At 36.9% G+C, this 26,964-nt stretch carries 22 protein-coding genes and 1 pseudogene; 16 read left to right on the top strand and 7 right to left on the bottom strand.

The window, feature by feature from the left end; genetic code table 11:
- Positions 1-117 precede the first annotated feature (117 nt).
- A pseudogene (gene metE, locus BMW37_RS02425) lies at positions 118-2,434 on the top strand (5-methyltetrahydropteroyltriglutamate--homocysteine S-methyltransferase).
- Here metE and BMW37_RS02420 read toward each other — a convergent pair.
- Positions 2,419-3,015 carry a Maf family protein gene (locus tag BMW37_RS02420; RefSeq protein ID WP_093317536.1) on the bottom strand — a complete coding sequence of 199 codons (597 nt, stop codon included), beginning with the start codon at positions 3,013-3,015 and terminating at the stop codon, positions 2,419-2,421. The pseudogene metE and the gene BMW37_RS02420 sit on opposite strands and share 16 nt — an antisense overlap.
- 201 nt (positions 3,016-3,216) lie before the next feature.
- Entirely contained in the window at positions 3,217-4,536 is a 1,320-nt protein-coding gene (purD, locus tag BMW37_RS02415) for a phosphoribosylamine--glycine ligase (protein ID WP_093317534.1), read from the bottom strand.
- A 319-nt stretch (positions 4,537-4,855) separates the two neighbouring features.
- Here purD and BMW37_RS02410 point away from each other — a divergent pair, with 319 nt between their 5' ends.
- The 5 genes from BMW37_RS02410 (at position 4,856) to BMW37_RS02395 (ending at position 9,152) form a co-directional block, all read left to right on the top strand.
- Entirely contained in the window at positions 4,856-6,493 is a 1,638-nt protein-coding gene (locus BMW37_RS02410) for a lactate permease LctP family transporter (RefSeq protein ID WP_093317531.1), read from the top strand.
- Positions 6,494-6,818: 325 nt separating this feature from the next.
- On the top strand, positions 6,819-7,082 hold the full coding sequence (locus BMW37_RS15440) for a hypothetical protein (RefSeq protein ID WP_245711004.1): 264 nt from the start codon (positions 6,819-6,821) through the stop codon (positions 7,080-7,082).
- A 69-nt stretch (positions 7,083-7,151) separates the two neighbouring features.
- Entirely contained in the window at positions 7,152-8,168 is a 1,017-nt protein-coding gene (locus tag BMW37_RS02405) for a HipA domain-containing protein (RefSeq protein WP_245711003.1), read from the top strand.
- Positions 8,169-8,180: 12 nt separating this feature from the next.
- Positions 8,181-8,549, top strand: a complete 369-nt coding sequence (locus tag BMW37_RS02400; RefSeq protein ID WP_093317529.1) for a helix-turn-helix transcriptional regulator — start codon at positions 8,181-8,183, stop codon at positions 8,547-8,549.
- 357 nt (positions 8,550-8,906) lie between these two features.
- On the top strand, positions 8,907-9,152 hold the full coding sequence (locus tag BMW37_RS02395) for a type II toxin-antitoxin system ParD family antitoxin (RefSeq protein WP_093317527.1): 246 nt from the start codon (positions 8,907-8,909) through the stop codon (positions 9,150-9,152).
- Positions 9,153-9,255: 103 nt separating this feature from the next.
- On the opposite strand, the gene BMW37_RS15880 is transcribed toward BMW37_RS02395, so the two are convergent.
- From BMW37_RS15880 to argE, 3 genes are all read right to left on the bottom strand, one after another.
- Positions 9,256-9,558 carry an IS66 family transposase gene (locus tag BMW37_RS15880; RefSeq protein ID WP_093317525.1) on the bottom strand — a complete coding sequence of 101 codons (303 nt, stop codon included), beginning with the start codon at positions 9,556-9,558 and terminating at the stop codon, positions 9,256-9,258.
- 165 nt (positions 9,559-9,723) lie between these two features.
- Entirely contained in the window at positions 9,724-12,366 is a 2,643-nt protein-coding gene (ppc, locus tag BMW37_RS02385; protein WP_093317522.1) for a phosphoenolpyruvate carboxylase, read from the bottom strand.
- A gap of 110 nt (positions 12,367-12,476) precedes the next feature.
- Complete coding sequence (argE, locus tag BMW37_RS02380; protein ID WP_245711002.1) at positions 12,477-13,655, bottom strand: acetylornithine deacetylase; 1,179 nt, start codon at positions 13,653-13,655, stop codon at positions 12,477-12,479.
- A gap of 270 nt (positions 13,656-13,925) precedes the next feature.
- Between argE and BMW37_RS02375 the strand changes: the two genes are divergently transcribed.
- From BMW37_RS02375 to argH, 4 genes are all read left to right on the top strand, one after another.
- Entirely contained in the window at positions 13,926-14,540 is a 615-nt protein-coding gene (locus tag BMW37_RS02375) for a LysE/ArgO family amino acid transporter (RefSeq protein WP_218139448.1), read from the top strand.
- A 98-nt stretch (positions 14,541-14,638) separates the two neighbouring features.
- The gene (gene argC, locus BMW37_RS02370; protein WP_245711001.1) at positions 14,639-15,655 is read left to right on the top strand and encodes an N-acetyl-gamma-glutamyl-phosphate reductase; all 1,017 of its coding nucleotides are present in this window, start codon (positions 14,639-14,641) and stop codon (positions 15,653-15,655) included.
- A 144-nt stretch (positions 15,656-15,799) separates the two neighbouring features.
- On the top strand, positions 15,800-16,606 hold the full coding sequence (gene argB / locus BMW37_RS02365) for an acetylglutamate kinase (RefSeq protein ID WP_093317515.1): 807 nt from the start codon (positions 15,800-15,802) through the stop codon (positions 16,604-16,606).
- A 146-nt stretch (positions 16,607-16,752) separates the two neighbouring features.
- Entirely contained in the window at positions 16,753-18,132 is a 1,380-nt protein-coding gene (gene argH, locus BMW37_RS02360; RefSeq protein ID WP_093317512.1) for an argininosuccinate lyase, read from the top strand.
- 147 nt (positions 18,133-18,279) lie between these two features.
- Here the strand turns inward: argH and grpE are convergent, their stop codons facing one another.
- On the bottom strand, positions 18,280-18,864 hold the full coding sequence (gene grpE, locus BMW37_RS02355; RefSeq protein ID WP_093317510.1) for a nucleotide exchange factor GrpE: 585 nt from the start codon (positions 18,862-18,864) through the stop codon (positions 18,280-18,282).
- A 411-nt stretch (positions 18,865-19,275) separates the two neighbouring features.
- Here grpE and BMW37_RS02350 point away from each other — a divergent pair, with 411 nt between their 5' ends.
- The 3 genes from BMW37_RS02350 to BMW37_RS15290 all read left to right on the top strand — a co-directional run bounded on the left by BMW37_RS02350 (position 19,276) and on the right by BMW37_RS15290 (position 21,224).
- Positions 19,276-19,431: a hypothetical protein gene (locus BMW37_RS02350; RefSeq protein ID WP_218139447.1), complete on the top strand. Its 156-nt coding sequence runs from the start codon at positions 19,276-19,278 to the stop codon at positions 19,429-19,431.
- A gap of 719 nt (positions 19,432-20,150) precedes the next feature.
- A complete protein-coding gene (locus tag BMW37_RS15295; protein WP_218139446.1) occupies positions 20,151-20,543 on the top strand; it encodes a Fic/DOC family N-terminal domain-containing protein in 393 nt (130 codons plus the stop codon).
- 39 nt (positions 20,544-20,582) lie between these two features.
- A complete protein-coding gene (locus BMW37_RS15290) occupies positions 20,583-21,224 on the top strand; it encodes a Fic family protein (protein WP_218139450.1) in 642 nt (213 codons plus the stop codon).
- Between the two features lie 308 nt (positions 21,225-21,532).
- Here the strand turns inward: BMW37_RS15290 and BMW37_RS02340 are convergent, their stop codons facing one another.
- Positions 21,533-21,823: a hypothetical protein gene (locus tag BMW37_RS02340; RefSeq protein ID WP_093317507.1), complete on the bottom strand. Its 291-nt coding sequence runs from the start codon at positions 21,821-21,823 to the stop codon at positions 21,533-21,535.
- Between the two features lie 62 nt (positions 21,824-21,885).
- Between BMW37_RS02340 and tnpA the strand changes: the two genes are divergently transcribed.
- The 3 genes from tnpA (at position 21,886) to BMW37_RS02320 (ending at position 26,858) form a co-directional block, all read left to right on the top strand.
- Positions 21,886-22,248 carry an IS66 family insertion sequence element accessory protein TnpA gene (gene tnpA / locus BMW37_RS02335; protein WP_093317504.1) on the top strand — a complete coding sequence of 121 codons (363 nt, stop codon included), beginning with the start codon at positions 21,886-21,888 and terminating at the stop codon, positions 22,246-22,248.
- 166 nt (positions 22,249-22,414) lie between these two features.
- A complete protein-coding gene (locus BMW37_RS02325; protein ID WP_143047589.1) occupies positions 22,415-22,903 on the top strand; it encodes an ISAs1 family transposase in 489 nt (162 codons plus the stop codon).
- A gap of 559 nt (positions 22,904-23,462) precedes the next feature.
- A complete protein-coding gene (locus tag BMW37_RS02320; RefSeq protein ID WP_093317499.1) occupies positions 23,463-26,858 on the top strand; it encodes a hypothetical protein in 3,396 nt (1,131 codons plus the stop codon).
- Positions 26,859-26,964 lie beyond the last annotated feature (106 nt).

The raw sequence follows: 26,964 nt of genomic DNA, 5'->3' as shown, positions 1-26,964 counted from the left end.
TTAAGGCAACAAGCCACATCAATCCAAGGAGCTTGGATGATGGGCAATTTAACCTATCATGACAATGCATATCATTCAGGTGCACACAGGCATTTAATTCGATTGCAAGGAGGCGGTATGGTCAAAATTCATAGTCTTGGTTTTCCAAGAATTGGTAGTAAACGAGAATTAAAAATTGCACTTGAGCATTATTGGCAAGGAAAAATAACACAAGCCGCTCTTTTACACGTGAGCAAAGGGTTACGCAAAACAAATTGGGAGCTACAGGATTCTCTCGATTTTACAACTATTGGAGATTTTTCTTTATACGATCAAGTTCTGGATGCTACTTTTTTATTTGGTAATTTTAATAGTCGCGGAGCTAAATTTGCAAAATCACTAATAAATTTATCAGAAATTGACGCGTATTTTTTATTAGCACGAGGAAAAATAAGTGGTGATAATCAGGAATTGCATGAAGAATGTGGATGTATCGAAGCAGGACAAATGCGAAAGTGGTTTGACACTAATTATCATTACATTGTGCCTGAACTTTCTAGTAAATCAACGTTTACGCTTAACCCCTTAAAGTTACTCGCTCAAATCGATGAAACTAATGACATTGAGTGCCCCCTTAAACAAGGAAAAAAAGTAACTCTGATAGGACCTTTAACCTATTTATGGTTAAGTCAGGTATTAGATAAAATTGATGGTATGCTATCTACAGTTATTTGATTTATTAAAAGAAAAAGAGGTTGACTGGGTCCAAATTGATGAACCTATCTTAGTTATGGATATTTCACCTGATTGGAAAGCTGCTTTCATAGATACTTACCAAAAATTATCTTCAAAAGGTGTGAGTATACTATTAACTACTTATTTTGGTAAATTAGAAGAAAATTTAGAGTGGGTAGTCACGCTACCTGTGCAAGGATTGCACATAGATGCCGTGCGTGGTCTTGAGGAAGTTCAAACGATTGATGGTTTATGGCCTTGTGAAAAAGTACTATCAATTGGCATAATTGATGGACGAAATATTTGGAAAACGGATCTCAAGGCTGCATTAGAAATTCTAGAGCCTATTTATCAAACTAGGGGAGAACATCTTTGGCTAGCACCTTCGTGTTCATTGCTCCATGTGCCCGTTGACTTAGAACTTGAAAAACAACTCATTGATGAAGTTAAAAGTTCTCTTTCATTTGCCGTTCAAAAAATTGCAGAGCTCTCCATTTTAAAAAAAGGATTAGAACATGGGCGTGAAGCAATAGCTGAAGAGCTTGTTTTGAATCAGAATGATATAGAAAATCGTAAAAATTCTGATTTAATCCATGCATTAGATGTTCAGCAAACATTGAAGTATATAACGGGTGAAATGAGCAAACGAAATTCAACTTATGAGAGCCGCAAACTAATTCAACAAGATTCATTCATAAAAAAAGGAATTAATTTACCATTATTTCCAACTACGACAATTGGATCATTCCCACAAACTGATACCATTCGAAAAATCCGCAAAGAATGGAAACTCGGTGAAATCGATGAAGATAAATACAGGCAATTAATGCATGTTGAAATTGCAAAAGCCATTAAAGAACAATTAGAATTGGGAATTGATGTTTTAGTTCATGGTGAGCCAGAGCGTAATGATATGGTTGAATATTTTGCAGAACAGCTCTCTGGATTTGCGTTTACCCAATTTGGATGGGTTCAATCTTATGGTTCAAGATGTGTTAAGCCGCCAATTATATTCGGTGATATAAAGCGACAACATCCGATAACAGTGGAGTGGGCTAAATTTGCGCAATCGTTAACGAATAAACCTGTCAAAGGAATGTTAACGGGCCCTGTTACGATACTAAATTGGTCATTTGTGAGGGATGATCAACCTAGAGAAGTGACTTGTCAGCAAATTGCTCTGGCGATTCGCCAAGAAGTACTTGCATTGGAAAAATCAGGTATAAGTATCATTCAAATAGATGAAGCGGCCTTAAGAGAGGGATTACCCTTGCGACAATCTCAATGGGCTGACTATTTAAAATGGGCTATTGAGTGTTTCGGGATTAGTGCTAATGGTGTGAAAGATGAAACGCAAATTCATACTCATATGTGTTATTCAGAATTTAGTGATATTATGCAGGCGATTATCCAAATGGATGCCGATGTAATTACTATTGAAACGGCAAGGTCAAATATGTCATTGTTAGAAAGTTTTTGCCAATATGCCTATCCTAATGAAGTTGGGCCAGGGCTATATGATATCCATAGTCCTGCGATTCCAAGTGTACCAATGTTGGTTGAACGGTTAGAAAAAGCGATTCAGTATATTGATAAAGAACGCCTTTGGGTTAATCCTGATTGTGGATTAAAAACCAGAAAATGGCCAGAAGTGATTCTTGCTCTTAATAATATGGTTTTAGCAGCCAAAACATTACGAGAAACTTATGGAGCAAAATAACCTATTTCAGCCTCTCTTAACATATTTGATAAGCTAATAAGTGGCAGTCCAATTAAGGCATTAGGGTCATTACCTTCTAGACGGTTAAATAAGGTAATGCCTAATCCTTCGCATTTGAAACTACCAGCACACAAAAGAGGGGAATCTAATTCAACATATCGAATAATTTCTTGTCGACTCAACTCTCTAAAGTGTACTGTATAAGTTTCCACACTGATTAAATGCTTATCCGAATAGGGAGCATACAGTGCTAGTCCAGTATAAAATACGACAGATTGACCACTTGCCTTTGTTAATTGAGTGATTGCATTTTCACGTGTATAAGGCTTACCAGTAATTTGATTATCCAACACACAAACTTGGTCGCATCCTATAATTAAGTGATTTGGGTATGCTTCACTCAATGTTTTTGCTTTTGCAAGTGCTAATCGCTCCACTAATTGCGTAGGTAATTCATTTAATCTCGGCGTCTCATCAATATCTGGCGCACCGCATTGAAATGAGGGAATTATTTTTGACAGTAATAACTGTCTATATTTTGAAGTAGATGCAAGCAAAAGTGGAGAGGGGAGGGTAAACATATCATATTTTCCAGTCTAATAGAGAACAAGTAATCGCTTGATTGACTATTCATTAAGTTAATTTATCATGATTTCATTAACTTGATGAACAGAATAAAGTTGAACTCAATGTTCAATCGCAAGAAACCCCAAATTAGCGCCCTTATCTCCCCGCCTGATTAGGCAGGGTTTACGGACATTTTTTTAAGAGTGCTTGTTTGCTTAGTGATTTTGTTCTCTTTCAATTGCACGATAAGCAATATCGGTGCGATAAAAGGCGCCTTGCCAGGTGATTCCTTTTAAAACGGCATATGCTGCTTTTTGGGCTTCACTAACTGTGTTACCAAGCGCTGTTACACACAGCACACGACCACCAGAAGTAACGATTTTCCCGTCAGATAATTGTGTTCCAGCATGAAACACTTTAGTTGTCTCTTCAGTTGCTGAAGTAGTTGAATCAGGCAAACCCAAGATAGGGTGATGAGTTGTATAATTCTCTGGGTAGCCTTCTGATGCCATAACGACACCGACAGATGCTCTTTCATCCCATTCACATGTCCCTTTATCAAGCTCTCCTTTAATCGCAAGCTCGCAAAGTTCAACTAGGTTGCCTTGCATACGCATCATAATAGGTTGTGTTTCAGGATCACCAAAACGACAATTAAATTCGATTACTTTTGGTTGCCCTGATTTGTCAATCATTAGCCCAGCATATAAAAAGCCAGTGTAGGGCATCCCTTCTTTTGCCATACCCTCGATTGTTGGGTAAATGATCTCTTTCATAACTTTATCATGGATTGTTTGTGTAACAACGGGCGCAGGGGAATAGGCACCCATGCCTCCAGTATTAGGACCAGTATCGCCGTTTGAGACTCGTTTGTGATCTTGACTTGTAGCCATAGGTAAAACATGAACACCATCAGCCATAACGATAAAGCTAGCTTCTTCGCCATCTAAAAATTCTTCAATCACAACGCGGCTACCTGCATCACCAAATTTATTACCCGAAAGCATATCTTCAATCGCAGCAATCGCTTCTTCTAGTGTCATGGCAACGATAACGCCTTTTCCTGCAGCAAGACCATCTGCTTTAATCACAATAGGTGCACCTTGTGCTTTAACATACTCAATTGCTTGGTCTTTATCTGTGAAATTGGCATAATTAGCCGTTGGAATATGATGGCGAGCTAGGAAATCTTTAGTAAAGGCTTTAGAACCTTCTAATTGAGCTGCAGCTTGAGTAGGTCCGAAAATAGCAAGGCCTGCTTTTTTAAAGGCATCGACTACACCAATCACAAGCGGCGCTTCTGGGCCGACAATAGTTAAGTCAACGTGATTGGCTTTTGCAAACGTGATTAATGATTCAATATCGGTTGCACTAATGGCAACGTTAGTGATTTTATATTCGTTAGCAGTTCCACCATTGCCTGGAGCTACGTAAACAGTTTGGATATCATTTGATTGGGCGATTTTCCATGCAAGAGCATGTTCTCTGCCCCCGTTGCCTAAAATGAGGATGTTTTTTAGTGGAGAGTGAGCCATGTAAAGCATTCCTTTTAAATAAGTTGATGTTCAAGGTAAGAGACCATTGACTTAAGTAATAATAAGTCCTTTGAAGAGCCTGCAAGTTAGGTTAACGCATAAGGCATTTAATTATTTTAAACTATTTCTCGATTGTTTGATAAAAATCAGTAAATAGATTTAAGCTAGCCGTATGATACAATTAGAACCATATTATTCTATTATAAGGTTGCTAGGTTCAAATAATATACCAATACTGGTATTATCTAACATAGCAGTACTTTATTTCTTTTATATTCTACTTTAAATTATACCAATAAACCATATTAAGGAAATAGCAATGCAAACTTGGGATCATGTTTATACTCCATTTGGAAGTGTTTGGTTATCAGCTCTTGTTGCGCTGATACCGATAGTCTTTTTTTTCATCGCACTAGCAGGACTCAGGCTCAAAGGATATGTTGCTGGTGCACTGACAATGATGGTATCGATTGTTGTCGCTGTTATTGCATTTAATATGCCTGTTGCAAAAGCATTCAGTGCAGCATTATATGGATTTGGCTATGGTTTATGGCCGATTTCATGGATAATAATTGCGACAGTCTTTTTGTATAAACTCTCAGTGAAAAGCGGTAAATTCGAGATTATTAGGCAATCTATTTTAGCTATTACGAATGATCAACGCTTACAAGTATTATTGATTAGTTTTGCTTTTGGATCTTTTTTAGAAGGTGCTGCAGGATTTGGTACACCTGTTGCTATTTGTGCTGCGATTTTGGTTGGGTTAGGGTTTAAGCCATTATATGCTGCGGCTTTATGCTTAATCGCAAATACCGCACCTGTTGCTTATGGTGCACTTGGTGTACCCATTATTGTTGCTGGTGAAGTAACAGGCTTAGACGCATTTGACATAGGTGCTATGACGGGAAGACAACTCCCTATTTTATCATTATTAGTCCCATTTTTATTGGTTTTTATATTAGATGGATTAAGAGGGATTAAAGAGGTTTGGCCTGCCGCTATCGTTGCTGGTGTTGCGTTTGGTAGTGCGCAATTTATTACGGCAAACTTCATTGGGCCAGAATTACCTAATATTACTGCTTCTTTTGCAACGATAATTTCTCTCACTATATTTTTTAGATTTTGGCAACCAAAACGTATTATGAAGCCAGAAACTGCACAAAATGCTGACAATAATAGTGAACAGACCAATATTCGTTATTCTCTATTTCAGCAATTTCATGCCTGGTCACCTTTTGTATTACTAACAGTGATGGTAACGCTTTGGACAATGCCTACCTTTAAATCTATCGCTAAGGTATTTGATTTTAATTTTAATGTCCCTTTTTTATATGAAAGTGTGTTTCGTGTAGAGCCGATAGTACAAGCAAGAGAGGTGATGGATGCAACCTTTAAATTTAACCCTCTTGGGGCAACAGGAACGGCCATTTTCATCTCTGCTTTAATATCTATGCTAATTTTAAGAGTGACGCTCCCTAAAGCGATTGAAGCTTTTAAAGAAACCTTGCAGGAATTGAAATTTGCCATTCTTTCTATCGGAATGGTGCTTGGATTTGCTTTTGTTATGAATTACTCTGGCATGTCAGGAACATTAGCACTAGTCCTTGCAAGTACTGGGTTTATGTTCCCATTCTTTTCACCTTTCTTAGGATGGTTGGGGGTATTTTTAACTGGTTCCGATACCACATCAAATGCACTCTTTGGCGCATTACAAGCTTCAACTGCTAATCAATTAGGACTTGATCCTGTCTTAATGAATGCAGCAAATACAAGTGGAGGAGGTTCAGGTAAAATGATTTCTCCTCAATCTATTTCTATTGCTTGCGCAGCAACAGGATTAGTTGGGCGCGAGTCTGAACTCTTCAGATTTACATTAAAGTATAGTCTCTTTTTCGCCATGCTCTTTGGTATATTAACATTCTTGCAATCTTATGTGTTTACCTGGATGCTAGTCTAGTTGAGTTCTACAACTCACCTTGCTAAGCAAGGTGAGTTTGAAACTTTTATAAATCCTGCATTAATACCAAATTGATAATCTTTAATATCTCTAAATAAAGTTTCAATCCCCCCATCTTTTATAGAAGCAATATCTCTCTCATTTTTAGATCATGACGACTCGCTGCAATTATCCATGGTACCAAATGCTGGTTTCATATTTAATGAGTAATTAAAGAGATTTTATTACAGTAATTGCAATGTTATGATATTTTAATTACTCATTATTTGTGTTTTTATCATTTAATATCACTTACTATACGCATTAATTTTTTAAAAGGTTTTACATGGAAAATTTGACGATTCAGGCGTATCAAGATCATACATGGCGTGATGTCGCACTGCTAAAATTTTCAAATGCTGAACAACACAATTTTGAACAGGTCTTTATAGGTTACCTACGCGAATATGCACTCACTAATTTAGACAGAGACGATGAATTTGCTGTTTCAATTAATTATCCAGTCTCCTTATTTTTTAATTTTAGTACGCATGGATGCTTATCTTTTTTAGATGATTTGATACCCAATGGCGCAAGTCGACGATTTTAGATTAAACATTTAGGTATTCATGATCTATCCGACTTTGAAAAGAATTATATCTTATTAAAAAAAGCAACTATGGCACCGATTGGGCATTTACGGATAAAGGAAGCTGTGCCTTCTAAAGAAGAGGTTATGGATGACCTATATTTTAGCATTGACGAAGTCATTAATAGAGGCAGTAATTTTTTGGATTATGCAGCGCATAGAGGGGCTATCGCGGGCGGTGCAACTGGTGCGGGCGGAGAGGCACCTAAGCTATTGCTAAGACATTCAAAAGAAAAAGGAATTTGGATTGATACCTTACAGGATAATAGTATTAATCAAGATAAGCACTACCTAGTTAAATATCCTAGAGGGGCAAGAACTGAGATTGATTGTAATATTTTAAGAGCGGAATATTACTACTACCATGTATTGCATGAATTTGGTTTTAATACGATTGATATTGATCAGATGCGGTTAGAAGAAGGAATCGCCTATCCTTCACTTTGGATACCTAGATTTGATGTCCGGTTTAATCAATCAGGTCAATTAGAACGTCTTGCTATGGAATCAGTTTATTCAGTATTAAACAAAGAGCAGGGTAGTTATTTAGAGCATAGTGAAACAATTAGAGCACTGATAGCGATTATTGAAAATAGTGATATGGTGGTCAATCAGCAGTTTAAATTCAATAAAAGTGCTTTTGTAATAGAGTGGGTCAAACGAAATCTTTTAAATATTATATTTGGTAATAGTGATAATCATGCTAGAAACACCGCTTTTATACGCTACCATGGTGAGATAACGTTAGCCCCTATCTATGACTTTGCGCCAATGGCGGCAGATCCTGAAGGTGTGGTTAGAACAATCAAATGGCCTAAATCTTGTGAACTAGGTGGGCGTTACCATTTTGGTAAAATTGTGGCATTATTGAGTGATTTAGTCGATACAGAACAATTATGGACCGAATTGCGCGTGATAGCTAATCAATGTCTTAAATTGGAAAATATTCTAGCTGAAAAAGGTGTGCCAACTCAGATATTAACGCACCCCAATATTGGCTTTTTTGCGATTAAAGAAAGGTTAAATGCATGGGGTTTATTAGAGTAAACAGGTGAGGGTATGAAACAAAACAAAGAGATGATAAAAGGAAACGCAAAAAAAGTACAAGCGCAACGCGTATCGAAGCATCTACAACCCACAGAGGATATAGATAGGCACACAGAGATTTTAAACGTGATGCATGACTTACTTTTGGGCAGGCTCACTCAAGGCCAAGCATTAAAGGTTTTACGTATTCATATCGCTGGATTGAAACAAGCTGAATATGTAAAACTAGTTAAAGTATCCAGGAAAACCATTTCAGATATTGAAAATGATAGATCTTGTTTTAACACGGATATACTAGATAAGGTTTTTAAACCTTTTGGCATCAAAGTAGGGTTAGTACCGATCAATTCAAAGGTGATTCAAAGCCTAATGCAGCCTTAATAATAAGTGCAATATTTAACGTATTGGCTGAACATTTACGGCAAGCTATGCTTGAACGCAGCTTAGTAACTCTCCTCAACATGGCAATCAGATTCTAATCAATCCAACCATCTAATGTGATTCCAGCATCAGTAGTCCGACGGCCATAATCGCCATCCACAGGGTCGTAGCCGAGATCAGCGCAGCTATCTTCATAGATTGGCTATTACCCCATTTTTTAGTGTATGTATTGACCTTTTATACTGAGAAAGTTTGAAACGTAAAAATATGCATTTTTACATGGCTCTGATATATAATTTTAATCATACTAAAATTTGGTACAGTTGAAATTGAACTCTAACTTTAGGGGGAATATAAATGCCAAAAAATACCTTAATCTCTTTGGACGAATGTTTCAAAGAATTTTTAGACAAACAAGTGCAGAGCGGTCGTTACAATAAGGCGAGTGATGTTGTAAGGGTTGAGCTGAGATTGCTTGAAGGACATGAAACCCGTTTGAAAGCACTGCAAGATGCACTTTTATTGGGCCAACAATCTGGTGAACCAAAATCGTTTGACAGTGATGCATTTCTAAAAAGGATGCATTCAAAAACTGTTTCCTGATTAAATATTTAAAAAAATCAATCATATAAATATTTTGGTGTTTTGAACTGATTCCTCTTATTTTATCTTGATTAACCTAGATCAATATAGTTAATTCCCTGGACTAATATACGTTTTGATACTTGGCCACCGATTTTGTGCATGGTTTAGTTGCACTCTCAACCAGTATTTTCTCTAATGTGCTATCTATCCAGCCCTCAAGCGCTTCTATAATAGGCCGTGCGATGCTGTTTCTTATCATATGTCTGTATTGATTTGTTTTGAATTTAAGCCGTGCCTCAAGCCGATAAAGCTTTGTGACTTGTTTAATCAAGTACTGTGCTTCATCGCAGATCGTATTTGGACAAATGATATCAGTAAATTTACGTCTTTTAACCTTACAAAGCCAGCGAAACCTATCAGTCAATAAAATTAACAATGAATGATGTTTTATTCATAGTTCCATTTGGTAATGCATTGAATATTAATAGGTTGGGGAAGGTGATATTGAAAGGATGAATAGCCATTTAGACGAGTAGCACAATAAATGCACTAACTAGCTAATTAACCAGTTAGTGCAAATGAAATGAGATTAACCGGTATTACGCATGCCTGCTGCAATTCCAGCGATCGTCACCATAAGCGCATGCTCAATTCTATCATCAGGTTCGGTTTGTTGCCTTGAACGATGGAGCAATTCCGCTTGTAGCACATTTAAAGGATCCGTATAAATATTACGAAGTGCAATAGATTCAGCAATCCAAGGTAAATCTGCCATTAAATGTTCATCATTCGCTAATGATAAAACAGTATTGATATCTGCTTTTAATGCTTCACGAAGTTGTTTACCAAGTGGCCAGAGTTTTTCTTCAACGAGTCTTTGGTCATAATATTCAGTTAACCACAGGTCTGTTTTAGAATACACCATTTCTAGCATACCAATTCGTGTTGAGAAAAATGGCCAATCACGGCACATCTCTTCAAGCATGGGTTTTTTACCATCTTCAATGACTTTGGCTAAAGACGCACCAGCACCTAACCAAGCAGGAAGGATTAAACGATTTTGTGTCCAAGCAAATATCCATGGAATAGCGCGTAGAGACTCGACGCCTCCATTAGGTTTACGTTTCGCAGGGCGAGAGCCTAGTGGAAGTTTGGCAAGTTCTTGTTCTGGTGTTGCAGCCCTAAAATAAGGCACAAAGTCAGGATTTTCTCTTACATAGCTCCGGTAAATATCGCATGATATGTCTGATAGACTGTCCATCAATTCACACCATTGTGCTTTAGGCTCAGGCGGAGGTAATAGATTCGCCTCTAGCACGGCACTGGTATAAAGTGCGAGACTGTTAATTGCAACTTCAGGTACCCCAAATTTAAACCGGATCATTTCACCTTGTTCTGTAACACGCAGTCCGCCTTTTAAGCTACCAGGAGGTTGAGATAATAGTGCTGCGTGAGCAGGCGCTCCACCACGACCAATTGAACCACCACGGCCATGGAATAAAGTTAATTCAATTCCTAAGTTTTGACACAGTTTGATCAATGCATCCTGCGCACTATATTGTGCCCATGAAGCGGCCATCGCTCCAGCATCTTTCGCTGAATCTGAATACCCTATCATGACCATTTGTTTACTTTGTTGCTTGCTTAGCAAAAGTCCACGATACCAGTCAATATTTAATAATGATCCCATTACCGTTTCGGCATTATTAAGATCGTTGAGAGTTTCAAAAAGTGGCGCAACCATTGGCGGATTAATGCAGCCAGATTCGCGAAGTAAAAGGTGCACTGCAAGGACATCTGATGCCGTCCTAGCCATAGAAATCACATAAGCTGCAATCGCTTTTGAAGAAGAGCCTGCAACGAGCTTACAGGTATCTAACACTTCTTGTGTATCAGCAGAAGGCGACCAGACAGATGGAAATAAAGGCCTTCTTGAATTGAGCTCAGCAATTAAAAAGGCTTGTTTATCACATTCAGCCCAACTGTTATAATCGCCAAGCCCTAAATAGCGAGTGATCTCTGCAATCGCATCACTGTGGCGAGTGCTCTCTTGTCGGATATCAATGCGAACAAGGTGAACGCCAAAACATTTGATTCTACGTAAAGTATCAAGTAGTTGACCTTCAGCAATAATATCCATCCCACAAGCTTTGAGAGAGTCAAAACACGCTTTTAAAGGCTCCCACAGGTCCTCATCTTTAAGCAGTAAACTATGGTCAAGTTTTGCATCTTTATTCAGAACCGCTTCTAAATGCTCAAGAGAAGTTGTCAACTGCTTTCTGACACCTTTTAATATATCACGATAAGGCTCTTGTGAGCCCTCAGGTGCGATAGATTTAAGCGCATCAGTTGCATGACTCATGGATAATTCAGAGATAAGTTGCTGGATGTCTTTTAAAAACAAATCTGCAGCTTTCCAGCGGCCTAAAAGTAAAACATGCCTTGTTACGGTTGCTGTGACATTGGGATTGCCATCTCTATCGCCCCCCATCCAAGAGGTGAATTTGACAGGGTTTGCGTCGATGGGTAAGCGGTAATTCGTCGACACCTCGAGTTGTTCATCGAGTTCCCTTAAAAATTCAGGTACAGCTTGCCATAGGCTATTTTCAACCACTGCAAATCCCCATTTTGCTTCATCAACAGGGGTAGGGCGCACTTTACGCATTTCATCCGTATGCCAAGATTGTGCAACTAATTGGCGTAATCTTCTTGTCAGGTTACTTCTTTCATAGTCTGTGATATCAGCATGATCTAAACGTTGAAGACAGTTGTTGACTTCAATTAATTTATGAATCATGGTTCTTCGAGTAATTTCGGTTGGATGGGCCGTTAGGACAAGTTCAATAGAAAGCTCTTTAATCGCATCAACGACCTGTTCACTTGTCACTGAATGAGCTCTTAAACGTTCACGAAGCTGCTGAATGATTTGTGGCGTGGTTGTGTTCCCAGCTTTAGGGCTGATGCTATGGTATTGCTCAACTGTATTGGTCAAATTTAAAAATTGGCTAAAAGCACGGGCAACAGGCAACAATTCATCATTGGATAAATTTTCAAGTGCAGTTAAAAGTGCTTTTCTATCTTCACTATTACCTGCTCTTGAGGATTTAGATAGCAACCTAAGATTTTCAACTCGTTGAAGAATTTTATCGCCCAACGCATCTTTGATTGTATCCCCTAACATACTACCTAACATACTGACATGGCTACGCATAGCCGAATATTGCTCGTTCATGTTGCTCCTGATTATGCTAAAACAAAGATAAAAGTATTTCTTAGTGTTACATGTTCTATTAGAATGCAAAGAAATGATTGCTCTGTCAATCCTTCTTTTATGTTTGATACTTAATTAGTTTGATAAGTTTCATTTAAACAAAAAAATTGAATAAGTTGCGTCAGCACCTTACGTGTTGGCTCAATGAAACTCATATCTATAAACTCATCTGGTTGATGTGCTTGATCTATTGAACCCGGTCCTAGTACGAGTGTTGGACAGAGTGATTGAATAAAGGGAGCTTCTGTGCAGTAGTTTACAACATCTGTTCTTTTGGCTAATAATTTTTCGATTTCTTTGACTAAATGATGATCGGTCGGGCATTCATAACCTGGAATAGAAGCATGCATCTCTTGGATATTTAAACGACCAGGATATTTGTCTGTCACAGGTTTTAACGCATCGGTAACCAAACCATTTAATTCATCTAAGCTGAGACCAGGAAGAGGCCTGATATCTAAATGTAGTTCACAACAAGCGCAGATACGGTTAGCAGCATCGCCCCCATTAATATAGCCAAAGTTCATTGTAGGGTGAGGGACAGTAAAGGAAGCATTTTGATAGCGTGTTTTAAGCGATTCTCTTAGCTCAATCAGATGACCGATTGATTCATGCATTAAGTCAATTGCATTGACGCCAAGCGCAGGGTTACTTGAATGGCCCGATTGGCCAATAATTTTGAGAGCATGGGCAACATGACCTTTATGTGCCCTGATAGGTTCTAAGGACGTGGGTTCACCAATAATGGCAAAATCAGGTCTAATCAGTGCATTTGCAGCAAAATAACGAGCGCCTGCCATAGTACTTTCTTCATCGGCAGTCGCAAGAATATGAAGTGGTTTAGTGATTTTACTTAGGTCAATTTGTGAAAGTGCATCAAGAATAAAAGCGAAAAACCCTTTCATATCGGCAGTTCCTAAACCATATAATTTGTTTTCGCGTTCAGTCAGTTTAAATGGATCTTGCGTCCAGCGACCTTGATCAAATGGGACGGTGTCGGTATGACCAGTTAATAGTAAGCCGCCTTGGGTGACCCCATTTTTAGGGTAAATGCTTGCTAACAGATTGTATTTATCACGACTTTCTGGGACCTTTGATATTGTGATTTCAAAACCAAGTGTTTCAAACCAACTACTTAGAGCCTCAATGAGTGGTAAATTAGGGTTATCTAAATTAGTATCATCAGAACTGACAGTTGGAATAGCAATTAAGGTGCGATATAGCGTAAAAAAGTCTGGTAGTTGAGTCATGATTGGGTTCCTATTGAACATATATTTTGATATATTATGCTAATATTTTGCATAAAAATGCAAGTTAATGGTATCATTAATTTAAAAAAAATTTGAGTATAATGACTTTAATGGATCTTCAAATGACAAGCAAGCTGGCTTTGTATAATGTCGCATTTTTTTGAAATTTCCAATGACAGGTGATTAGCCTAGATGAACACTCTATTGGCAATAAAGCAAACTAATATACAATAAAATGACAAATATTCTTTTTGATTGGATGGTAAGTAAATGATTTCAATTGTACTGCAGGGATTTTTATTAGGGCTCTCATTAATCGTGGCGATTGGTTCACAAAATGCCTTTATTTTAAGACAGGGATTGATTGGTAGACATGTTTTTGCATTAACATTTTTTTGTGCACTTGCTGATGCGTTACTGATCACAATAGGTGTAAGTGGATTTTATTTAGTGGTACAACAGTATCCAATAGTGATTGATATTGCCCGTTTTGCAGGTGCAGCATTCATTACAACCTATGGTATTTTGAGGCTTATTTCAGCCTATAAAGGTACTGGTATATTAGACTCAGCAAACGCAAAAGAGACACAAAGTTTGAAAGTCGCACTATTAAGCTGCGCCGCGTTTACGTTTTTAAACCCTCATGTTTATTTAGATACGGTCATTCTACTCGGTTCGATTGCCGCTCAATTTGGGCAATATGCTTGGTTATTTGGGCTAGGAGCCTGCATTGCTTCATTTAGCTTCTTTTTCTCACTTGGATATGGTGCACGCTTTTTAAGACCGCTATTTGAGAAAAAAAGAAGTTGGCAAATATTAGATCTCATAATTGGTATTATGATGCTGATGATATCAATTAATCTTTTATTTTTCTTCAATGTATGATGAGTTTATCTAAAATTATCTTTTAAACGTGTTCTTCATCAATTAAATTTTATTCAGTGATTGTATGTCAAACTATTTTATTATAAGGAATGAATCAGGTGAATCTTAAAAAACTTAAAACAGCAATTATAGGGGCAAGTGGGTATTCAGGTGCGCAGCTAGCTAGAATTTTATCTCACCATCCTCACTCTGAATTAACCGGATTATATGTCTCAAAAAACAGTCTAGATGCAGGGAAAAAACTTCATGAATTATACCCACAATTGAGAAATGTTGTCTCATTAGAACTTCAACCGATTTTAGATATTAATCAAGTCGCTGAAAATGTCGACGCTGTATTTTTAGCGACGGCACATGAAGTTAGCCATGATATTGCAAAGTGTTTTTTAGATAAAAATGTGACTGTTTTTGATTTATCAGGTGCATTTAGGGTACCTGACCCAGCCTTTTATCAATCTTATTATGGATTTGAGCATCAATATCCAGATCTTTTAAACTCAGCAGTCTATGGATTAGCTGAATTTGCAGCAGATGCCCTTAAACAAGCTTCACTGATTGCTGTACCTGGGTGTTATCCAACAGCTGCACAATTAGCACTTAAACCCTTAATTGACGCATCGTTATTAGACCTATCTGTTTGGCCTGTTATTAATGCGACTAGTGGGGTAAGTGGTGCAGGGCGTAAAGCAACGTTAACGAATAGTTTTTGTGAAGTAAGCCTACAACCATATGGATTATTTAAACATCGCCATCAACCTGAAATCAGTTATCACCTTGGTACAGACGTTATTTTTACTCCACATTTAGGTAACTTTGATAGGGGAATACTTGCCACAATTACCTGTAAATTAAAACCAGGCGTATCACGTGATAAAATAGTGATGGCATATCAAAATGCCTATCAAGGCCAAGAGATTGTCAGACTCTACGAGGAGGGCATTCCCGCTCTTAAATCCGTTGTAGGATTGCCATATTGTGATATTGGATTTGCTGTAGAAGGCGAACATGCAATTTTAGTCAGTGCTGAAGATAACTTATTAAAAGGTGCCGCCTCACAAGCTGTGCAATGTTTTAACCTGAGATATGGTTTGGCAAGCTCTACAGGACTGGTTTGATGCGTTTAATCTTTTGGTAATCATTGAGTGATTATAACAAGGTGAGCCAATGATTAATGACATATTATTCGGTTTAAACTGTCATGTATGAATCATCATAATGAATATTAACTATTTTTCTAATTGAATTAAGGTCAGTAACCTATGAGTAAACAAACGCCTTTAGTACTTAAACTTGGCGGTGTGATTTTAGATACACCAGGCGCTTTAGAATCACTGTTTAACGCTATCAGTGATTTTTGGTCAGAGCAAATACGTGCATCACAGTCAAAAAGACCCATCGTGATTGTGCATGGAGGTGGCTGCGTAGTGGATGAATTGATGAGTAAGCTGAATTTACCCGTCGCTAAAATTGATGGATTAAGAGTCACTCCTCGGTCTCAAATTGATATTGTGGTAGGTGCACTTGCAGGAAGTGCCAATAAGATTTTAATGGGCAAAGCAAAGCAGGCAAATTTAAAGGCGATAGGCTTATGCTTAGGAGATGGAGACAGTGTTTTGGTTTCACCGATTTCTGAGGCACTTGGTCATGTGGGGCGTGCAACTGCAGGGGATCCTGAATTTTTAGAGTTACTGCTTTCTAAAGGCTACTTACCCATCATAAGCTCAATTGGCATTACAGAAAATGGGGAGCGTATGAATGTGAATGCTGATGAGGCAGCGGTTGCTGTTGCTAAATGTTTATCTGGCGAATTAGCGTTACTTGCAGATGTCAGTGGCGTGCTTGATGCTAATAAAACGCTCATACCCAAAATGGATAGAGCACTAGCTGATGAATTGATTCACGCCAAAGTTATCACCGATGGGATGGTGGTAAAAGTGAACGCTGCGCTTGATGCAGCGACTAATTTAGGCGCGCCAGTGGCGATAGCCAGTTTCAAAGCCTTTGATGAATTACCTAAGTTATTTTCTGGTCACTCGATAGGAACTTTGATGTTAAATACCCAATAACGTATGTTAATCTTGTCAAATTAGCATATTATTAGCATACCAACAGATAAATTGTATTTGATGTTTAGTGGCTTACTGCACGCAATATGATAAGTGACGAGAAAGCACGATAAATGAAATCATTGATAGAAATTAAAGGATAAAATATGGCACTTTGGGGTGGAAGATTTACGCAAGCAGCAGATGCTCGCTTTAAATTATTAAATGACTCTTTAAGATTTGATTACCGTTTTGCAAGGCAAGATATTATCGGTTCTATAGCTTGGTCGAAAGCATTGGTGACAGTCTCTGTGTTAACCGAGCAAGAACAAACAAATTTAGAAGTTGCTTTAAATGCACTTTTAGCTGAAGTAGATGCGAATCCTACAGCGATGATAGACAGTGATGCTGAAGATATTCATAGCTGGGTAGAGCAGCAATTGATTGCTAAAGTGGGTGATTTAGGTAAAAAATTGCACACGGGGAGAAGTCGCAACGATCAAGTAGCAACAGATCTTAGATTGTGGTGTAAAGCTCAAATTAATGAATTAATAGGACATCTCACACTTTTGCAGCAAGCATTGGTCCTAACAGCTGAAAGTCAGCAGCACGTTGTTATGCCTGGCTATACCCACCTTCAACGTGCCCAACCGATTACCTTTGCACATTGGTGCTTAGCTTATGTTGAGATGTTAGAACGTGACACGAGCCGGCTTCAAGATGCCCTTAATCGAATGGATTACAGCCCATTAGGCTCGGGCGCTTTAGCAGGAACCGCCTATCCTATGGATAGAGATCAGTTAGCAAATTGGCTAGGATTTAAGGGTGCCACACGCAATAGTCTTGATAGTGTTGCCTCACGTGATCATGTATTGGAATTATTAAGCACGGCTTCAATAAGCATGATTCATTTATCTAGATTCGCAGAAGATATGATCTTTTTTAATAGTGGTGAAGCAGGGTTTATTGCTTTATCAGATAGGGTTACTTCAGGATCGTCATTAATGCCGCAGAAGAAAAATCCAGATGCGCTTGAATTGATAAGAGGTAAGTGTGGCCGAGTCCAAGGTGCCTTATCAGGCTTAATGATGACCTTAAAAGGTTTACCTTTAGCCTATAATAAGGATATGCAAGAAGATAAAGAAGGTTTATTTGACGCGCTTGAGACTTGGTCAGATTGTTTACAAATGGCAACGCTTGTATTAGAGGATATTCGACTTAATGAGTCCAGATGTGAGCAAGCCGCTTCTCAAGGTTATGCGAATGCAACAGAACTTGCCGATTATTTGGTTGCTAAAGGAATACCTTTTAGAGAAGCGCATCATATTGTGGGTGAAGCAGTTGTTGGAGCTATTGCAAAAGGTAAAGCATTAGAGGCATTATCCTTAGAGGAATTAAAAGCGTTTAGTTCGGTTATTGAAGATGACGTTTACCCAATTTTATCTTTACAATCATGTCTTGAGAAAAGAAGCGCTAAGGGTGGGGTGAGTGATAAGCAAATGAATAATGCCATTTTAGCAGCTAAAACACGCTTGGGATTAGAATGATAGTCTATTTAGCCAAATGAACTCGTTAATCAGTTGAATGTAGGTAATAGTTTAGTATTGAATGAATATCACTAAGCTATTACCTAATTGCTAAAATGGAAAAAATTAACAATAAGCAAACTCAAAATCGCTTGTTTGTTAATAAAGTTATTCTTTTGCTACCCCAACCATTGCAGCTCTTAATAGTCTGCCGTTTAGTTGATAGCCTTTTTGCATGACAAAAGCGACATTATTTGGGGCGATTTCTTTAGTTGGCACATTGGTAACGGCTTCATGTAAATCTGGATTAAATGGAACATTTGTCTCTTCTATTACTTCTACACCATAACGCTTGACTGTATCAAGTAGTGATTTTAAGGTTAATTCAACCCCTTCAATCATAGGCTTTAAAGATTCATTCTCTTTATCTGCTACATCTAGTGCACGCTCCATGTTATCTATAACAGCAAGTAGATCTTTAACAATACGCTCAAGTGCAAACTTGTGTGCTTTTTCAATGTCTTGTTCTGTTCTTCTGCGAATGTTTTGCACTTCAGCTTGAGCACGTAATACGCTATCACGAGCTTGTTTTTGCACTTCAGAATCCGCAGCTGCAGCAAGTTGTGCTTCTAATTCAAGAATGCGTGCATCACGTGGATCGATCTCAGTACTCGTCTCTTGCTCGGTAGACGTTACATTCTCTTGTGCTGCTTGATTATCTGTCATGTCTTGATTGGTATCATGTTGACTCATTTAAAAAACTCCTATTTCATCAGCAAGTAAAGCCGTAATGGCAAAATTAAAAATCGATTGGTTTATTTAGTTCTAGGTTTTAAGAAATAAAATATCTGACTTTATTATGGGGATTAATTTAAGTGTTTCAACTCATATGTCAGAAGATTATTTTTAGAGTGCTAAAAAGAGTAACTATTTAGTTACCTAAATCTTAAATCGCTTTGTTCGGTCTGCCTAGTTAAAAAGTATTTGGGAACATTTTGAACTGGGTCTGTGCTTTGCAAAACCTCGCCTGAAACTTCTTTTTAGTGATGTTATGATATCACTAGTTTATATTAAAATGGGATAAAGAATATAATGGTATCACTTATCATGCCAGTCAATGTGGAAAAAAAGCTTGTGTAATAAGCTCGTGTACGACGTTAGCAAATGGATCTAACGAAGGAAGGTCTTGCTGAACGCTCAGGCGTTGCATTACCTACATTTTGTAAATTCGAACGCACTGGAGTTTTATCGCTAGGATCATTTCTAAAACTACATATAGAGCTTGGTGGGTTAGAAGATGTCCTCAGCGACGCAAGTTAAAGACATGCATTTGTCATCAATTGACGATGCAGCTGCGGCAGATTGCAATCTTACCCGTAAAAGACGGAAGCGCAAATGAGGCTGCTCACATCAGTTAAACCAGTGAAGCTTGACATTAACTTTGAATATTGTGTCAATCCACTTGTACGTTTGGTTATATGAAACTGCTAGCGCTATTTCGAACGTGATCAAACGCTTTGTTCATGGCATGCCATACCATATGCACAGGACTCGCGGATGGATTAAGATTTTCGTACACTCCCCTTTGATTACTAAGATTTGGCTGCGCTTACAGTATCCTGACCTTGTGATATGAGTTAGATTGATTAACTTTTAGTATAATCTTCTATAACGAGTGGATAAAACAGATATATATTCAAAATATGAATGTTTTTTGTTGGAAATTGTACATGCTAAGAGAGATATGTACATTTTTTGCCGAAAATTGTACACGTTAAGAGGGATATGTTCGTTTTTTGCCGAAAATTGTACACGTTAAGAGGGATATGTACGTTTTTTGCCGAAAATTGTACACGTTAAGAGGGATGTGTACAGTTTTTGCTGAAAATCGTACACGTTAAGAGAGATATGTACAATTTTCAAACGAAATTACACGCATCAAGGAACGTATGTGTAATTTATTAGGAATAAGGAAGACTAAAAGACATACCAAGGTTCATAATTAAGTAATTAAATTTAACAAGGAAAAGCAGTGCGTCATGACTATCGTAAAATTGCCATTAGCAGACAGTGAAAAATTGGAAACTCGTGCTGTTTTAAAAAAAACAGCATTAGCCCATCGTTACCTTGCCGAACTAAAAGGCAGGGCGGTAAGTATTCCAAATGAAGCTATTTTCATTAATATATTAACTCTACAAGAAGCAAAAGATAGTTCCGAAATTGAAAGTATCATCACAACCCATTATGAGCTCTATAAAGCAAACTTATTTCACAATAGTAGTATAAATGTGGCAGCAAAAGAAGTGCAAAACTATGCATCAGCATTAAAGCAAGGATTTTATGAAGCTAAAAAAAACCGATTAATTCGACTCCATGATATTATTGCCGTTCAACAAAAGCTAGAGCAAAATAATGCTGACATAAGGAAATAGCCTGGAACAGAACTTAAAAATGCTAAGACAGGCCAAGTCATTTATATTCCTCCACAACATTCAGATGAAATAGATAATTTAATGGATAATTTAGTCCAGTTTATTAATGATGATGAATTATGTGGGTGTGATCCTCTCGTGAAGATGGCAATTATTCATCATCAGTTTGAAAGTATTCATCCTTTCTATGACGGTAATGGTCGGACTGGACGCATCATCAATATCTTATATCTAGTGATTAAAGATCTGCTCAATTTACCCATTTTGTATTTAAGTCGATTTATCATAATGCACAAATCTGAATACTATCACCATTTACAAGCGGTTCGTGATACAGGTGATTGGGAGCCTTGGTTGCTTTTTATCCTAGATGGTGTTATCGATACTGCACAGAACACCATTTCTTTGATAACCGGAATGAAAGATCTTATGATTAAAATAAAATCTGAAATTCGCCAACAATTACCACATATTTATAGTCAAGATTTACTCAATAATCTATTTAATCATCCATATACAAAAATTGAATATCTAGTTGAAGAACTAGGGGTGACTCGTGCAACAGCGAGTAAATATTTGGAACAACTCACTGAACACGGTTTTTTAAGTAAGCATAAAATAGGGTGCGCAAATTATTATATTAACCAACCCTTATATGATTTATTGCTAGCGCATAGTTAAGTCTACTCAATCAAATTATTGAAAGAGTAGACGTATTGTTAATGGTTATCTATGATTTTAACGTATTCACAGTTGTAGAATAAACCTGTGAATACTTCATACTGACTAATCAGAAACTAGGGCCTGCGCCCTAGAGTGAATCTTTAATCAAATGCATAAATATTGTTGAATGTAGCTTATAGAAGCGTGTTGTGTGTTAATTTCTCCTGTAGCCATAATAATGTGGTGGTGCAAAGCATTTTTTACCCTTTTGAATGACTCTGGCATTTTGATCGGTTGTTTTGACATACACACATACAGTATATTGCTCATACCCATAATACCAATCTCTTCCTCCTTGCCAACTGTCTTGTACTACCGGTAATTTGATTACCATCTTTGGCGGTTGCGATAACAAAAATTGTTTTGCCTAAATCTGCATCTGTTGGAGTAAAACTGTTACCTTCTACAACACGAACAGTTTGACCTGATACAATACGCCACCTAATCAAAGATGTATCATTTCGATTGCTACCTGGTGTGAAGCTATAATCAGCAACTAAAGGTGTATTGGACTCACCATTTCCAGTGATACGATTGTAAGCACACGGTGAATACACCTACCTAACCGAGATTTTTTCAAAAAATAATGCATGCATCTTAAATAACAAGGAGATGTCCCATGCAGTTATACTCGTTAGATGAAAAAATAGTGCATAATGAACGTTACCGTGCAAGTGGCCTTACTAGAGCACAGTATGCTAATGAAAATGGTATTAAATTTGGTTCTTTTAAAAACTGGCCAACACACATTAAAAAAGCACAAGCTGTACAGAATGAGTTATTGATTGTTCCTGTTCAAATCCAGGAACCAGATAATAAAGATTCAAAGCCTTCTTCTAAATCTCATCTTGCTAATGATTTTAGTCAATCTCAACCTCATGATGATTTATCTATTTTGCTGTCATCTGGTTTGATCATAAAATGCAATTTAACTGTTTTACCACAGGTCGTTAAGATGATGGAGTCTCAACATGATGTTTAAGCCTAATTCTATTTATTTTGTCAATCAACCTATCGATATGCTTATGGGATGACTTAGTTTACCTTATTCGTTCAGGAACACTTTAAAGGAGTATGGCGAAATGGTGCTGCCTTTATTTTTATTAATCGTCGTGCAAATGTGATTAAAATCTTGCAGCTAGACTCTCATGGTGTTTGTCTCTGTCAACGAAAATTACATCAAAGCACATGGGCGGAAAGAACGCCGTAGCGCATATGCTTTGCCGATTGAATTAAATGAAAAGCTATTAAAAAAGTGGCCACATCTCAAAACAACTATAGCCATAGTGAGAGACAGACAAGTAAAAGGAAAAATAGGGACCTACGTTATATCTTATTACGTCTGTATAACTGAAATGACAGCAGAAGAAGCACTTAAAATTGTTCGTCTGCACTGGGGTATAGAAAATCAGTTACACTGGATATTGGATGTGACACTTAAAGAAGATCAGAGTGCTGTACATGATAGGATTGCTGCAAAAAATTTAGCTTCATTCAGAAGAATAACACTGAATTTATTGCGAATAACACAGCTTCTTGAAAAGAAGAAGGAAGCACCGATGACAGCTAAAATGATGAAATCAGTATTTGATATTAATTTTAGAGAATCAGTCATATTTAATTTAGCACGGGGGTAATTTTATATGAATAGCCTATTTACTAAAACTTACAGAGTTTAATCTCCCCCTGTGTATTAAGGGTATTGATGAAGAACTTAGACTTATTATTAGAGTGTTATGCGAACCCTAAAAGTCAATATATAGTGAGGCCGAAAAATGACCAGTTATTAACTAGGTAAATAATTATAAAATATAGTGAGGAAAGACAGTTAAATACCTACGGATGAACGTTAAGTAAAGTAAAGTTCTGCAAAAATAAATTGTAGTTGTTATTCTTTTTAATAATAAAAATTAAGGTTTATGTTATTTTAAGTGATTTATATTTATATTTTTTTAATGGTTTTAATTGATTTTTTATCTAAATTTTTATCCAATTTTTATTGAAAATAACATTGAAATGAAATTAAAAAAATATTTGTAATGTGGTAATCTATCTGGATAATCTACATGAGTGTAAATTAATCATGAATTATTTATCTGAGTCTATGCTGAATAAATTAGCAGATCAGTTAACACTAAAATGTAAATTAACCATAATCAAATTTATAATATTAAAAATATAATGGGAAGAACTTAAATGATTCAATATATAATAAATTTTTTGATTAACTATTCAAAAAATAAAGCAAAATTTATTTTTACAAATTTTGCTTTATTACTTTGTGTTTTTACAGTTGACGCAATACCAATGTCAGCTAATAGTTATAAAACAAAATCAATACAAGGTCACGCACCTTATATGCATTCTATCGCTGCACGATTAGATATTGATAAAAACCCTGCATTTACTGAAAATGGTGAGGCAATTTTAACTATAGGATCAATTGTTTATATTCCTTCAGAAATCTGTAATATACCTACAATTACGTTAGAATCAGGTGTGATCCCAATAGATCAGTTATTTTTTTATTATTTCCATGATCAAGATAGAGATGATTGTATCGGATTAGAACATGAAATTGAATGGTATATGTTACAAAGTAATGACAAACCATGGGAAGAAGTTAATAGTTGGTCTGAACTTTCTGCTACCTTGATCAGTAATCAAGATTATCCAGGGTCAATTTTAGAACCTAGTTTGATTTATCCTGGTCTTAGAACCGCAGGGTTAAAAATCCCGCAAGAAGCAGTGGGTAGTAGAATAGGTTTTATTTATAAAGCCTATTCTAAGCAAGGGGTACCATTTTTAGGTCCTACGATCAAAGTATGGGATCTAAATTACTTTTTTTCACAAAATGCCACGTCTAAAGATAAATCAAACCAAAGTTTAAATGAGGGGAGTAGAACTAATTTAATTCTAGATAACACTAAAGCAGGAGGAGTGGTTCAGCCAACGACCTTACCTCCCAGCATAGAATCACTCAAGATCACAGGTGAATTTGCACTAGGTAGGCAGCTTAAAGCAGAATATGTTTTTATTTCAAATGGAAGTGCTGATGCTGAGGATAGATCTCTATTTTGGTGGGGACCTGAAGGCACGACCGCTTATTTAGCTGCACAAGCACCTACATCAGGTGGTTTAAATGCTCAGTCTGGCATTTTAACTGAATCTGATCTTGGTCAAGTATTAGAGGTGACTGTTTTACCATCAAAACTAGAGTTAGGGCAAATAGTTAGGGGGCAGGCTGTTACAGTAACAACGCGAGAAAATAGTAATGAAATACAATTTGCACCAAGTTTATTAGAGTTGACAATAGAAAGCCGCTTTCCAGAAGCAGATGGATTAGTAGTGAATGATATGATTTATGGTCAATACCGAATGCAGTTTGGAACAAATGAACAAGATGCTTCTCGTTATGAATGGAGACGAGGCCTTACAAATGAAATAATTCAACAAGGTTCAACTTTACCTGCAGTCATTAATGCAGGTTCGCAAGGACTGACTGCACCTCTAATACTGATCCCAGATTTTATTGGTGATTTTATTACTTTGACCGTATTTCCTATAGATAGGAATAATTTACAAGGCAAATCTTTGATAGTTAGCAGTGGAGATATTAATCCATTGCCCTTTATTGATAACTTAACATTAATATATGAACAAACCGGCACAAGTGAGCCTCCAGAATTTGGTTTAGAAGTAAATCATAATATTTATGGTACTTATGAATTTACCAGTTTTACTCAATCTGTTGATCGCTCTATTTATAATTGGGAAATTGACGGAAGTAATGAGCTTATTCAAAGTGGTACAGCAAATAATGGCATAGTCCCTAGTATTCGAATTCAACCAGAATATTTAGGACAAACAATACGTTTAATCGTGACTGCTGTTGATAGTGTCAATCGAATTGGGAATGTTCGTAATGTAGTATCAGGCATTGTTAATCAAATACAACCCGAAGTAACCTCTGTTAGTATTATTTATTTGGATGATCAGTATATGCTTTCAGTGGATCATTCAATTAAAGGGCAATATAAATTTATCCCTGCGGTAGAAGGTACATCAGATAATTCAAGTTATATTTGGCAAATAAAATCGAATGGCGGAATCTTAGAACAAGGGAAAACGCTTATTGAAAATGGGTTAGGTGTCACTCCCGAATTTAAGATTCCTTTCAGCGCTGTTGGCGAAATTATTACCTTAACTATTTTACCTTTTGATAATGCTGGTAGAGAGGGAAAACCACAAACAGTTGATTCTTTGATTGTTGATTACAGTTATCCTGTTATTACGGATATTCAACTAATTTATCCTCGTGATATGCCACCTGAATCTGTCTCTGTAGGGCAGAGATTAGGTGCATTTTATGTTATAAATGAAGGTGAACAACCGCTGGATAATTCTGAATATGAATGGCGTCTCCTTGGTTTAGGTGTGGTATTACAGCAAGGACAAACAATAAAGCCACCAAACGATCCGCAAGGTTATATACCGCCTGTTGTTATTCCGGGTTATGCAATTGGAGATGTGGTTCAGTTAACTGTACAACCAGTTGATATAAAGGGTATTAGAGGGTTGGAAAGAAGAGTTCAGACTGGGGAATTGCAAGATTTATACCCGTATATAGAGCAATTAGCTTTTTTAAACCGAGATGGTCAACAACTTGATTTTCGTGTAGGGCAATCTTTGAGTGCAAGTTATCAATTTTATTCTAAGTTTGGTAGCGAAGATCGCTCCAAATATCAATGGTCATTGATAAGCAATGGTCAAGTTTTAAAAGAAGGTGATACGACGAGGTTTAATACAGGTCAAGGTTTAGTAACAGATTTTATTATTCCTAATGCTGCAATAGGCGATATCCTTCAATTGACGGTATTTCCTATTGATTCTAATTCACTAGAAGGTAGTGAAAGTAGCATTGAAACAACAGAAATATTTTATCAAATACCAGAAATTAGAAATTTGAGAGTGGAATTTATTGAATTTAAAAACTTAATACCAAGTGGAGAAAATGATATTCTCAGAGCTAGTTATCAATTTATAGGTACTGAAGGGTCAACAGATAAATCAACTTATCGTTGGAGGTTGTATTCAACAAAAGAAACACTTGAAGAAGGTATAAGTGTCGTAGATGAACTTAGAGGACTTAGCTTTATTCCAGATTTACCAATTATACCCAATTATTTTGGAGAGGTATTAGAGCTTACGGTCTTCCCTATTGATTCTAATGGCGTTGATGGAAGAGAGCAATCAGTACTTACGGATAATATAAATTACATAGCACCTCAAGTTACTGATATGTTAGTCCTCAGAATGAGTCCGTGGGATGAGAAAAAAATCTTAGTAGCTGGTCGATATCAGTTTGTACCAGGTTCTAATTCAATAGATGAATCAACATTCCAATGGATATCTGGTAATACTGGTAAAGTGCTCTCACAAGGACAAGTATATCGCTTTCAAGGAATGGGTAATGCTGCAATACCGAATGTAATAGTGGATCGCTTAGATACTATTATATTAAAAGTTACGCCAATTGATGGAAAAGGTAATAAGGGAGAGCCTAAAACAGCTTCGATATTTATAGACTAGAACCGCTAAGTTAAATTTTATTAGGTTGATTAGAGGAATCTAATCAACCTAAAGGTACTATTTATGCGTTCATTTTTTATGATTCTTGGACGAATTGAATGGTTTT

The organism is Thorsellia anophelis DSM 18579, from assembly GCF_900111395.1.
GTDB classification, from domain to species: domain Bacteria; phylum Pseudomonadota; class Gammaproteobacteria; order Enterobacterales; family Thorselliaceae; genus Thorsellia; species Thorsellia anophelis.
This window is presented reverse-complemented; position numbering and strand designations above follow the sequence as displayed.

What these genes read in the sequence shown, in the direction of transcription:
- BMW37_RS02420 (WP_093317536.1), bottom strand. Translation starts at nt 3,015, where the DNA reads ATGTTTACCCTCCCCTCTCCACTTTTGCTTGCATCTACTTCAAAATAT.
- purD (WP_093317534.1), bottom strand. Translation starts at nt 4,536, where the DNA reads ATGGCTCACTCTCCACTAAAAAACATCCTCATTTTAGGCAACGGGGGC.
- BMW37_RS02410 (WP_093317531.1), top strand. Translation starts at nt 4,856, where the DNA reads ATGCAAACTTGGGATCATGTTTATACTCCATTTGGAAGTGTTTGGTTA.
- BMW37_RS15440 (WP_245711004.1), top strand. Translation starts at nt 6,819, where the DNA reads ATGGAAAATTTGACGATTCAGGCGTATCAAGATCATACATGGCGTGAT.
- BMW37_RS02405 (WP_245711003.1), top strand. Translation starts at nt 7,152, where the DNA reads ATGGCACCGATTGGGCATTTACGGATAAAGGAAGCTGTGCCTTCTAAA.
- BMW37_RS02400 (WP_093317529.1), top strand. Translation starts at nt 8,181, where the DNA reads ATGAAACAAAACAAAGAGATGATAAAAGGAAACGCAAAAAAAGTACAA.
- BMW37_RS02395 (WP_093317527.1), top strand. Translation starts at nt 8,907, where the DNA reads ATGCCAAAAAATACCTTAATCTCTTTGGACGAATGTTTCAAAGAATTT.
- ppc (WP_093317522.1), bottom strand. Translation starts at nt 12,366, where the DNA reads ATGAACGAGCAATATTCGGCTATGCGTAGCCATGTCAGTATGTTAGGT.
- argE (WP_245711002.1), bottom strand. Translation starts at nt 13,655, where the DNA reads ATGACTCAACTACCAGACTTTTTTACGCTATATCGCACCTTAATTGCT.
- BMW37_RS02375 (WP_218139448.1), top strand. Translation starts at nt 13,926, where the DNA reads ATGATTTCAATTGTACTGCAGGGATTTTTATTAGGGCTCTCATTAATC.
- argB (WP_093317515.1), top strand. Translation starts at nt 15,800, where the DNA reads ATGAGTAAACAAACGCCTTTAGTACTTAAACTTGGCGGTGTGATTTTA.
- argH (WP_093317512.1), top strand. Translation starts at nt 16,753, where the DNA reads ATGGCACTTTGGGGTGGAAGATTTACGCAAGCAGCAGATGCTCGCTTT.
- grpE (WP_093317510.1), bottom strand. Translation starts at nt 18,864, where the DNA reads ATGAGTCAACATGATACCAATCAAGACATGACAGATAATCAAGCAGCA.
- BMW37_RS02350 (WP_218139447.1), top strand. Translation starts at nt 19,276, where the DNA reads ATGGATCTAACGAAGGAAGGTCTTGCTGAACGCTCAGGCGTTGCATTA.
- BMW37_RS15295 (WP_218139446.1), top strand. Translation starts at nt 20,151, where the DNA reads ATGACTATCGTAAAATTGCCATTAGCAGACAGTGAAAAATTGGAAACT.
- tnpA (WP_093317504.1), top strand. Translation starts at nt 21,886, where the DNA reads ATGCAGTTATACTCGTTAGATGAAAAAATAGTGCATAATGAACGTTAC.
- BMW37_RS02325 (WP_143047589.1), top strand. Translation starts at nt 22,415, where the DNA reads ATGGTGTTTGTCTCTGTCAACGAAAATTACATCAAAGCACATGGGCGG.
- BMW37_RS02320 (WP_093317499.1), top strand. Translation starts at nt 23,463, where the DNA reads ATGATTCAATATATAATAAATTTTTTGATTAACTATTCAAAAAATAAA.